4 protein-coding genes and 1 rRNA gene are annotated in these 10,718 nt (G+C 62.9%); 1 reads left to right on the forward strand and 4 read right to left on the reverse strand.

Going from position 1 to position 10,718, the window contains the following annotated elements; all coding sequences use genetic code 11:
- The first annotated feature begins 114 nt into the window (after positions 1 to 114).
- Positions 115 to 1,062, forward strand: a complete 948-nt coding sequence (locus BZ163_RS12520; RefSeq protein WP_128871168.1) for a LysR family transcriptional regulator — start codon at positions 115 to 117, stop codon at positions 1,060 to 1,062.
- A 30-nt stretch (positions 1,063 to 1,092) separates the two neighbouring features.
- On the opposite strand, the gene recD is transcribed toward BZ163_RS12520, so the two are convergent.
- From recD to rrf, 4 genes are all read right to left on the reverse strand, one after another.
- The gene (gene recD / locus BZ163_RS12525; RefSeq protein WP_128871169.1) at positions 1,093 to 3,201 is read right to left on the reverse strand and encodes an exodeoxyribonuclease V subunit alpha; all 2,109 of its coding nucleotides are present in this window, start codon (positions 3,199 to 3,201) and stop codon (positions 1,093 to 1,095) included.
- The gene (recB, locus tag BZ163_RS12530) at positions 3,198 to 6,887 is read right to left on the reverse strand and encodes an exodeoxyribonuclease V subunit beta (protein WP_128871170.1); all 3,690 of its coding nucleotides are present in this window, start codon (positions 6,885 to 6,887) and stop codon (positions 3,198 to 3,200) included. Before recB ends, recD begins: the two co-directional genes overlap by 4 nt.
- Positions 6,884 to 10,336, reverse strand: coding sequence for an exodeoxyribonuclease V subunit gamma (gene recC / locus BZ163_RS12535; protein WP_128871171.1), 3,453 nt, complete (start codon positions 10,334 to 10,336; stop codon positions 6,884 to 6,886). The genes recB and recC overlap by 4 nt, the downstream gene beginning before the upstream one ends.
- A 264-nt stretch (positions 10,337 to 10,600) precedes the next feature.
- Positions 10,601 to 10,716: ribosomal RNA gene (rrf, locus tag BZ163_RS12540) — 5S ribosomal RNA — on the reverse strand.
- Between the last annotated feature and the right edge of the window lie 2 nt (positions 10,717 to 10,718).

The raw sequence follows: 10,718 nt of genomic DNA on the forward strand, positions 1-10,718 counted from the left end.
AAGGCGAAACAGCCGCCTTGCGATTAGACGTGTGTCGCGAATTGGTTGTCGGACTGTTTTTGGAGTATAGATGTGCAAACTTCTAATAAGAACGCACATAAAAGCCGGTCCATCATGCAAAAAAACATCACGTCCTTAGGTTCGCTGAACTGGGATGACCTCAAGTTTTTTCTCGAAGTCGCCCGCACCCGCAAGGCCAGCACCGCGGCCAAGCGCCTGGCGGTGGACTACACCACCGTGTCGCGGCGCATCAGCTCGCTGGAAGCGGCGCTGGGCACCTTGCTGTTCGAGAAGTCCCGGACCAGCGGATTCGTCCTGACCGCCGAAGGTCAGCGGCTGCTCGGTTACGCCGAGTCGATCGAAAGCACCCTGCACATGGCCTGCGAGCAGGTCTCGGGGTCTGGCGTGGCGTTATCCGGCCATGTGCGCATGGGCTGCACCGAAGGTTTCGGCAGTTTTTTCATCACCCCGCAGCTGAGCCATTTCGTCGACGCTTACCCGGCGATCTCGGTCGACATCCTGCCGCTGCCGCACTTCATCAGCCTGTCCAAACGCGAGGCCGACATCGTGATCGCCCTGGAGCGACCGGAGCATGGCCCGTACGTCTGCTGCAAACTCTGCGACTACCGATTGCAGCTCTACGCGACCCAGGACTATCTGGACAAGCACCCACCGATCCGCCGCCCGGCAGATCTGGGTAAACATTCATTCATCAGTTATGTCGACGACCTGGCGTTCAGCTCGGAGCTGTTGTACCTGGCCAACGTGCTGCCCGGCGCCAGCGCCAACTTGCGCAGCACCAGTGTGATCGCGCAATTCGTCGCGGCCCAGCAAGGACGGTCGCTGGCGATTCTGCCGTGCTTCCTGGCCGCCCAGGATTCGCGCTTGCTGGCGGTGTTGCCGCAAGAGATCACGATCACCCGGCAATTCTGGATGTACTGCCGCGAAGACCTGCGCAAGCTCAAGCGGATCACCTTGTTGTGGGATTACATCCGCGCGGTGACTGAGCAGAATCAGGACCTGTTGATGGGAGAGAGCCGGGACATGTTGTTCGCCGATTAGTCGGCGTTCGCACAGTGTCCCCGCGCCCTTTCAATCAATCGCCAAGGGGGTCTCTTCCAGCTCCAGCATCAACCCGCTCAAACGCTTGACCTTGCGCCGCACCGCTTCTTCGAACACCCCGGCGCGCGGTTCGATCAAGGTGAACCAGTGCTTGGCCCGGGTAATGCCGGTATAGATCAGCTCCTTGGTGAGGACCGGGTTGAGGGCGTCCGGCAGGATCAACGCCGTATGGGCAAACTCAGAACCCTGGGACTTGTGCACGGTCATGGCGTACACGGTTTCGACATCATTGAGCCGGCTCGGCAAAACAAAGCGCACGCCGCCCTGTCCGTCATTGCGCGGGAACGCCACACGCAGCACGTGCTTCCCGGCGTCGGGACCATCACGTTCCGGCAACTTGAGCGCGATACCGATATCGCCGTTCATCAGGCCCAGGCCATAGTCGTTACGGGTCATCAGCACCGGGCGGCCTTCGTACCATTGGTGGTCACTGTCGATCAGCCGCGCCTTGAGCAGTGCGGCGGTGACCCGTTGATTCAAGCCCTCCACGCCCCAGGGGCCTTTGCGCACGGCGCACAACAACTGGAATGCGTCGAAGGCTTGCAGCACGCCACGCGCCCAGTCGACCCAGGATTGATCATGCAGGGGTCGGTCGAGCGCTGGCCGCTGGCTGCGCAGCAAGGTCAGGTAATGCCGATAACCTTGCGGCCCGTCGCCATGCCCCTCCAGCAGCAGGCGTTCCAGCGCCCGGTCCTGCTCGCCCTTGAGCGACAGGCAAAACACGTCGTCGTGACTGCGCGCCGCCAAGAGCTTGCGCGCTTGTTCGGGGTGCTGCTGGTTGACCCAGCGCGCCAGTTGTCCAATGCCGCTGCCCTCGCCAAACCTTCGCGAGTGGCGCAGCATCACCACTTGCTGGGCGAGTGGATGAGTCCCATGGATGTCTTCGTGCAAACCGCTGGCGTCCAGATTTTCACCACTGACCGACTCCAGCCACTGCCGGGTCTGCGGGCTGTACCAACCGGCCTCGGCATCGCGGCACAGGTCGCCGAGCACGGCGCCAGCCTCCACTGAAGCCAACTGGTCCTTGTCACCCAGCAGCACCAGGCGGGCATGGGCCGGCATGGCGTCGAGCAGGTTGGCCATCATTTCCAGGTCGATCATCGAGGCTTCGTCCACCACCAGCACATCCAGCGGCAGGCGATTGCCCGCGTGATGCCGGAAATGGCGGGTCCCGGGACGGCTGCCGAGCAGGCGGTGCACGGTGGTGACGTCCGACGGGATCTTTTCCCGTACCGCTTCGGCGACTTCCAGGGTGCGAACCTGGGCACTGATGGACTCCGTCAGCCGCGCCGCGGCTTTGCCGGTGGGGGCGGCGAGACGGATGCGCAAGGGTTTGCCTGCCTCCACCGCTGGCGCCTGGAGCAGCGCCAACAAGCGCACGACGGTCGTGGTTTTGCCGGTGCCCGGGCCACCGGTGACAATGCTGAAAGCGCTGCGGGTCGCCAGGGCGCAGGCGAGTTTCTGCCAGTCGATCACTTCACCGGGCCGGGCCGGACCGAACAGGCCGGTCAGGCGCTGGGATAAATCATCGGGGGTTGTTTCGTGCTCCGCCAGGCGCTGGCGCAGCGAGTGATCGATACGCCGTTCGTAAGTCCAGTAGCGACGCAGGTACAGGCGCTTGCCGGACAATACCAAAGGCCGCTGTTGCGCCGCCTCACGGCCATCGACTGCCAACGCGACCAGATTGCTGGCCGCCAGCACCTTGCACCAATGAGCGCCGTCCAGCGCCTCGAGCAATTGCGACGGCAACAGCATCGCATCACTTTGCAGATCCCCTTCGGGCGGCAACGACAGGGCGAAGTCCGGCTCTTTGAGGGTCTCGAACAGATCCAGGCAGACATGCCCGTGGCCGAGCTGGTGACTGGTCAATGCCGCGGCCAGCAGCACCAGCGGATCATCATCGGGTGCGAGCTCATGCAGAAAGGCCACGAAGGCCTTGTCCAGCGCCCGCAACCAGCCGCGCTCGACCCAGCGCGTGAGCAACAGCAACAGGTCATCGGCGCGACTCAACGGGGCCAGGTCCGCCAGGCTGTCGGCGGCCAATGGCGTGGGCAGCAAATCGGCGAAGGTGCGACTCATAGCAGTTCTCCCTGTTCCCAGGCCGGTTCTGCCTTGGGCTCTGGCTTGCCCTGGAACATCCGGTCCAGGCGCTCGATCATTGCTTTTGGCGGACGGGCGAAGTACACGCCCTGGCTGGGTGCGCGCGTTCCCCGCAGGAACAGGTACAACGCACCGCCGACATGCCGGTCGTAATCGTAATCGGCAAGCCGCACCTTGAGCTGACGATGCAGGGCCAGCAGGTACAGCACGTATTGCAGGTCGTAACGGTTGTCGAGGATCGACTGCTCCATGGCCTGCTCGGTGTAGGCCATGTCATCGACACCCAACCAGTTGGATTTGTAGTCGGCGACGTAGTAACGGCCGTCGTGCTCGAATGTCAGGTCGATGAAGCCCTTGAACATGCCGTTGAGCAACACCGGTTCGGCCGCCACCCGCGCCACACCGTTGTGGGTGTATTGGCGCACGAGCTCATCGAGCTTGAGCACATCGACCTTGTGGCTGGCGAACCAGAATTCCATCTCGACGCGGTATTGGCTCAGTTGGCCGAAAATCACCGGCGTCTGTCCGGCGCCGATGTGCAGCGGGGATTTGAGCAGATGCTGCAGCCAGTCGCTCAAGGCGCTGATCCAGCCTTCCCAGCCGCGACGGTTGCAGCGCCGGGCGATGGCGTCTTCCACCGCTTGCGGTGTGGCGGCAAAACCTTCATCACCGGCCCATTCCAGCAAGCCATGGAGAAACGTACCGGGGCCCGGGCCACGGGGGAATCGATGGATGTCCGCGCCACCGGCCACCACGTCTCGCGGTGCTTGCGGGTCGAGGCGTTCGTCGTCGAAGAGATTTTGCGCTTGCGGACTTTCGGGTGCTTCGTCACTGCCTGCGCTCAGGCGCTCGCCAATACGCAAGGCACTGTAAGAGGCGATCCACCAGTTTTCACTGGCCTTGCGCTTGGGGATCCGTGCAGCGAGCAGTGCCGCTTCGTTGTGTGGCGGATGGTAATGCCCGGCGCTCGCTTCCGGCATTTCACCGTAGCTCAGTGCCGGGCAGTCCTGCTGCAGGTCTTGCAGCCAACGCGTCAACCCGGCCGACTCGGTCAATGGCGCACCGCCCCCCAGCAGATAACCCAACGCCGACAGGTGCAGCACCGAACTGTGGTTATTGCCGCGCTTGAGGTCAGTCACCCCGAGCCAGCAGGCATGTTGCGCCCGGGTCAGGGCCACATAGAGCAACCGCAGATCTTCGGCCAGACGCTCGTCGTCGGCCAGGGCAATCAACTCGGCCGTCGGTTTCAGAGTCACTTGGGCCTTGCCGCTGGCGTCGTGGTAATGCAGCGGCAGACGGCTGCCATCCACCGGCTTCGCCGAGCAAATGAACGGCAGGAACACCAAGGGGTACTCAAGCCCCTTGGACTTGTGAATGGTCACGACCTTGACCAGTTGTTCATCGCTCTCCAGGCGCAGGATCTGCTCTTCACCGGCCTGACCGGACAACGCCAGGTGCTCGGACAAATGCCGGATCAGCGCCTGCTCGCCATCGAGTTCGGCAGCCGCCTGTTGCAGCAACTCGGACAGGTGCAGCAGGTTGGTCAACACGCGCTCGCCATCGCTGCGCGCGATCAATGCCTGGGGCAAGCGGAAGTCATGCAGCAAGCGCCGCAGCATGGGCAATACACCCTGCTTGCGCCACAGCTCGCGATAACTGCGGAACTGCATGACCCGGGCTTCCCAGGCCAGTTCGTCCTGATTCAACCGTTCCAGTTCGGCCAGCGACAGGTTCAGCGTGATGCACGCCAGCGCCGCCCGCAGTGGACGCTCGACATCCGGCTCGGCGCACGCCTTGAGCCAGGTCAACACGTCGTGGGCTTCCTGGGCGGCGAACACCGAGTCCTTGTCCGACAGGTAAACGCTGCGCACGCCCCGGGCCGAGAGTTCGGCGCGCACGGCCTGGGCTTCCTTGCCGTCGCGCACCAGGATCGCGATATCCGCCGGCAACAGGCCGCGAAAGTCTTTGCCGTCCTGGATGAAGCCGGCACGACCTTGTTGCCCGCCGTTGAGCAACGCCGTGATTTCACTGGCGCACGCGGCGGCCAGTTGTTGCCGGTACACCGCACCGGAAAGTGGTTGTTCGGCAGACAGGTGCCAGACATTCAGGGCGGGGACAGCCCGGCCGTCAATGTGCAGCGCTTCTTTGCGGCCCTGGGACTCGACGGGCAGGAACGGCACCGGGTTCTCGCCGCTTTTTTCACGAAACAGGAAAGCGCCCCGCCCGGACTCGCGCGACTCGGCACGCTCGAACACGTGGTTGACCGCATTGACCATGCCATGACTGGAGCGGAAGTTGGTGCCCAGGGTATGCAGGCGGCCCGCAGTGGCCTGGCGGGCGCGCAGGTAGGTATAGATGTCGGCACCGCGGAAGGCATAGATCGCCTGCTTCGGGTCGCCGATCAGGAACAGGCCGCTTTCAGGGTTGTTGTCTTCGATGCGATAGATGCTTTCGAAGATCCGGTATTGCACCGGGTCGGTGTCCTGGAATTCGTCGATCAACGCCACCGGAAACTGTTCGCGGATCAAGGTGGCCAGGCGCTCGCCGCCTTCGGCTTGCAAGGCGGCATCGAGGCGCAGCAGCATGTCATCGAAGCCCATCTCGGCGCGTCGGCGTTTCTCTTCCTCGAACCGTGCACCCACCCATTGGGCGGCATGTTGCAGGACCGCCGCATCGGGCGTCGGCAATCCATCGAGGCTGAGCTTCAGGCCGGGCATCGCCTCCAGTCCGGGATGACGGGGCACCTCACCTTTCCAGGCTTCAGCCATGCCATCGGGCGTCAGGCGCGTGAAACCGGTGCCGATATCCAGTTGCTCGAGGGATTCGTCTTCGGCCCAGGCTTTTATTTTTTCGAACCAGGGCTCGAAGTAACGCGCCTGCATCTTGCGCCCGTCGACGCTCTTGCTCGCCACGCCCTGATGACACAGGGCAAGCAACTCGTCCGCCCATTGGCGCCAGGGCATCTTGAGTTCGAGCAAGGCGGCCCGGCGTTCCAACAGGCATTGGGCGATCAGTTCGGCGGGCGCCGGACCCGCGACATTGTCACGCTCGCTGGCAAACAGCCCGCGCACTCGCGGCAACAAGGCCGCCGGGCCGCCCCAGTTGCTGCGAACCCAGTTCAGTGCATCGCCTTGCATCGGGTAGCAGAACATTCGCCAGTAATCGCGCAGGACCTCGCCCAGCAAATCGCTGTGATCGGTTTCCAGGGTCTGGGTAAACAGGCTACCACTGTCGAACGCGTGCTCGCGCAACATGCGCTGGCACCAACTGTGGATGGTCGAGACGGCGGCTTCGTCCATCCATTGGGCGGCGATATCCAGGCGGTTGGCGCAGCCGGACCACTGCTCGGGCAGGTATTGATCACGCAGCTCGGCGATCAGCGCATCCGGCGCCGGGGTTTCCTCGCGGAAGAACCGGGCAGCCTCGGCCAGACGCGTGCGAATCCGTTCACGCAGTTCTTTGGTGGCCGCATCGGTGAAGGTCACGACCAGGATGTGCGGAGGCAACAGCTCACGTCCGAACCCGCTCGGTTCCCCGCCGTGGCCCAGGACCAGGCGCAGATAGAGCGCGGAAATGGTGAAGGTCTTGCCGGTCCCGGCGCTGGCTTCGATCAGTTGGCTGCCACGCAGCGGGAAGGCCAGGGCCAGCGATGTTTTCGTGGTCATGGGCGCGCTTCCTCGCTGGTCAGTGAACGCCAGGGCGCTTCAAGCAGTGGCCGATACAAGGCGTCGCACCAATCGGGGAATGTCTCGTCGGCCATCAGCACGTCGTAGTCGGCGAACTGACGACCCAGTGCCGGGCTTTCACGGCGCTCGCCATCCGTGGTCAGGCCATCGCCTTCATAGGCCTTGCGTGCAGCGGCCTGGGCTTTGACCGGATCGGTCTGACCCAGCCAGGCAAAAGCCGTTTTTACCGCAATCGGCAGCGGTTGGCGCATACCGGTTTGCCAGGCCAGCAACAGGTTGCCCAGAATCCGCGAAGCGGTACCCTGCTCCATCGGCGCGAGCAGCAGGCTGTCGTCGCTGGCCACCAACGCCGTGGTCAGCGCCATGCCACTGGCGCAAGCCACCAGGTGGTTGACCCATGGCCGCGTCAGGCGATGCCATTTGCGCGACTTGATCGAACCGATGCTGTTGGGGATCGTCGTGACCGACAGCAAACCACCGTCGGCACGCTGATGCAGGCCGCTGAGCCAACCTTCCAGGCGCAGGCCTTGCAGCTCCAGACTCACCGGCAGCGCGCTGGTGAGCGGTGTCGGCCATAACGCCAGCAGTTGCCGGTAACGCTGCAGCAGATCCGGCAAGGGCTCGATCAATTCTCGCTGCAGGCATTCGCCAAACCCGGCCATGGGCAGCAACCCGCTGTGCTGCAGACGCCTGGCCTGCGCCTCCAGCGCCTGATCGGTGTGCTCCGGTTGGCCCAGCGCCGCTTCGAGCAGCCTGTCGCTGAGGCTGTAGCGTTGCAGCGCGTCGAGGACAAAGGGCTCTTCATCGGCCAGGGGTACGTCCGCCGCTTCGAAGAACACCTTCAGGCGCTGGCTAAAGAAATGTCGTACCGGATTGCGCAGGAAATCCTGCAATTGACCAAGGCTCAGCGGCTCTTCCTGAAGGTAGGCATCGAGGACTTCGACCTCAGTCCCGGGCTCGCTGGCTTGATGGAGCACCTGCCATTCGCTGGCATAGCTGAACAGGTCATCGCCTTCGTGGAAATAACGGGCGCTAAAGGGTTGCAACGGGTGTTCCTGAGTCATCGCTTCCAGCAGGTCTGCGTCCGCTGCGTGCAATCGCCAGCCGCTGGCCAGATGGTCGCGCAGCTGGCCGATCAGCACCGATGCGGGTCGCTCGCTGTTGTCCCGGATGCTGCGGCCGACCCAGCTGATATACAGTTGGTCACGTGCCGACAGCAGGGCCTCCAGCAGCAGGTAGCGGTCGTCTTCGCGCCGGGAGCGATCGCCGGGGCGGTAATCGCTGCCCATCAGGTCGAAGTCCAGCGGCGGTTGCGCCCGCGGATAATCGCCGTCATTCATGCCCAGCAGGCAGACCAGCTTGAACGGGATCGCACGCATGGGCATCAAGGTGCAGAAGTTGACCGCACCGGCCAGGAATCGCTGGGACAAGCGACCTTGATCCAGCCCGGCCAGCCAGGCTTCACGGACGACGGTCAGGGGCAACTCGTCGCGCAAGCCGACTGATTCACAGGTCTCGAGCCAGGTTTCACGCAACGCTTCGAGCTGGGACAGCAAGTAATCGTCATGCTCGTTGCTCGCCAGGAAGAACAACTGCACCAGCGCCTGCAAGCGCATGCCCCACTGCTTGGGGGGAGCAGGCCGGGAGAGTTCCTGGTGGGCAATCTCCAGCGCATCCAGCAGCGCGACCAGCGGACCGATGAGCGCGGCATCCAGACCGCCGATCTCATCGTAGGGCTCAATGCCCTCGCAGGCACCGGCGCTGCCCACGGCATAACCGAGCAGCATCCGACGCAGGCCGAAACGCCAACTGTTCTGCTCCAGCTCCGCCGGCAGACCGAGACCTGCACGCTGCTCGGCGTTCATGCCCCAGCGAATGCCGGCGCCTTCGATCCAGCGGTGCAGGGTGGGCAGGTCACGCTCCTCCACCGCGAAACGTGCGCGCAGTGCCGGAACGTCCAGCAAGTCGAGGATTTCGCTGACCGGGAAACGACTGTCAGGCAGTTTGAGCAGATGCTCGACAGCGATCAGTAGCGGATCACGGCCACGTTGCCCCTGGTCTGCCAGCGTGAAGGGAATGAAGCGCGGATCCTGGCGCTCGAGCTGGCCAAACACCGCACGAATGTGCGGTGCGTAGCTGTCGATATCCGGGACCATCACGATCACGTCGCGCGGCCGCAACTGCGGGTCGGCACTGAAGCGCGCGAGCAATTGGTCGTGGAGGATTTCCACTTCGCGCTGAGCGCTGTGGGCAATGTGAAAACGGATCGATTCGTCCTTCGCCAGATCGATCGCAGGCCAGCGCTCGCGAGTCTCGTTCAGGGGACGTAATTCAAGAATGTCGTCCTGCAGTTGGTTGAGCATGTTCTGCGGTTGGCTGTCGCTGAACAGGTCAATGCGCCCATCGCGAAATGCCGAGCGATAGCTGTTGGGATCATCGTAGCTGTCGAGCAGGTTGATGTAGTCCCGCCCCTGCTTGCCCCATGCCGCCAGTAGCGGGTGGGCATGTTGATGCAGGGTTTGCGGATCGAGCACCACCGGCATGCCGTGCTTGCGCGCCTGCCGCTTGTATTGATGCCGCAACAGGTCTTTATCGGCGACGATGTCTGCCCAATGGTGACGACAGGGGTTATGCACGCACAGCAGAACCTGGCTGAAACGAGACAGTCCGGCCAGGGCTTCAAGGGCTTGCGCCGGCAGCGAGGAAATCCCGAAAACGATCACCCGGGAAGGCAATCCGTCGGGCGCCACTTCGAGGTTGTTGATGCGTTCGATGAACCGCTGATGGACACCGGCACGGCTTTGCGCCATGCCTTGTTCCCCCACATCCAGCAACAGTGCACGCCACAATTCTGCCTGCCAGCAGTTAGCCGGGGTCAGGGGTGTGGTCTCGCCTCTGCCGTTGCGTAATTGATGGCGGCCTTCGGCCCAGTCTTCGAGCCAGTCGGCCCGGTATACCTGGTATTGGTCGAACAGATCCGCCAGGCGCTCGGCCAACTGGTAGCGCTTGCGTAAATCGCTGTCATTGGCCAGGAAGCGCTGCAGGGGCTCGAAGTGCGGTTGATTGATCAATTGCGGAAGCAGGCGCATCAGGCGCCAGGTCAGCGGCGCTTTGTCGAGCAGGGATTTGACCGGGATTTCGTCACGGCCAAGGACCATGCGATAGAGCTGCCACATGAAGCTGCCCGGCAACTGCACGTCGATGGCGGCGGCGATGCCACAGCCTCCCATGTCGTCATCTTCCGGGTCTTCGGCCAATGCCAGCTTCAGCCATTGGGCGATGCCGTTGCTCTGGACCAGGGCGATTTCATTTTCCAGCGGCGCCAGCGGGTAGCGCCGCATCCAGCTGACCACCAGGCTGCGCAATTCGTCCAGGCGGTTGCCGTGAACCACCATAAAACCAGCACTGAGGGACGTCGCGTCCGGCATAAAGGCTTCCTTGGGGAAAGCAAAATCGAGAAATGGACTTTAGCATTGAAGGCGACGTGAGCAGGAGCGAGCTTGCTCGCGAAGAACTAAAGGACAGCGGGGTGTGTCAGGAGGCCAGCGTCATCGTTGGCGACCTTCGCGAGCAAGCTCGCTCCTACATGTACATGGAGGTCGTCGGGGGGTTGCATTTCGGTCGCGGCGGATTTTCGGCGGACAAAAACAAAACCCCTACCTGCATACGCAGATAGGGGTTTTGGAATTTAATCTTGACGATGACCTACTCTCACATGGGGAAACCCCACACTACCATCGGCGATGCATCGTTTCACTGCTGAGTTCGGGATGGGATCAGGTGGTTCCAATGCTCTATGGTCGTCAAGAA

This window comes from Pseudomonas sp. VI4.1, from assembly GCF_002029345.1.
Classification (GTDB): Bacteria; Pseudomonadota; Gammaproteobacteria; order Pseudomonadales; family Pseudomonadaceae; genus Aquipseudomonas.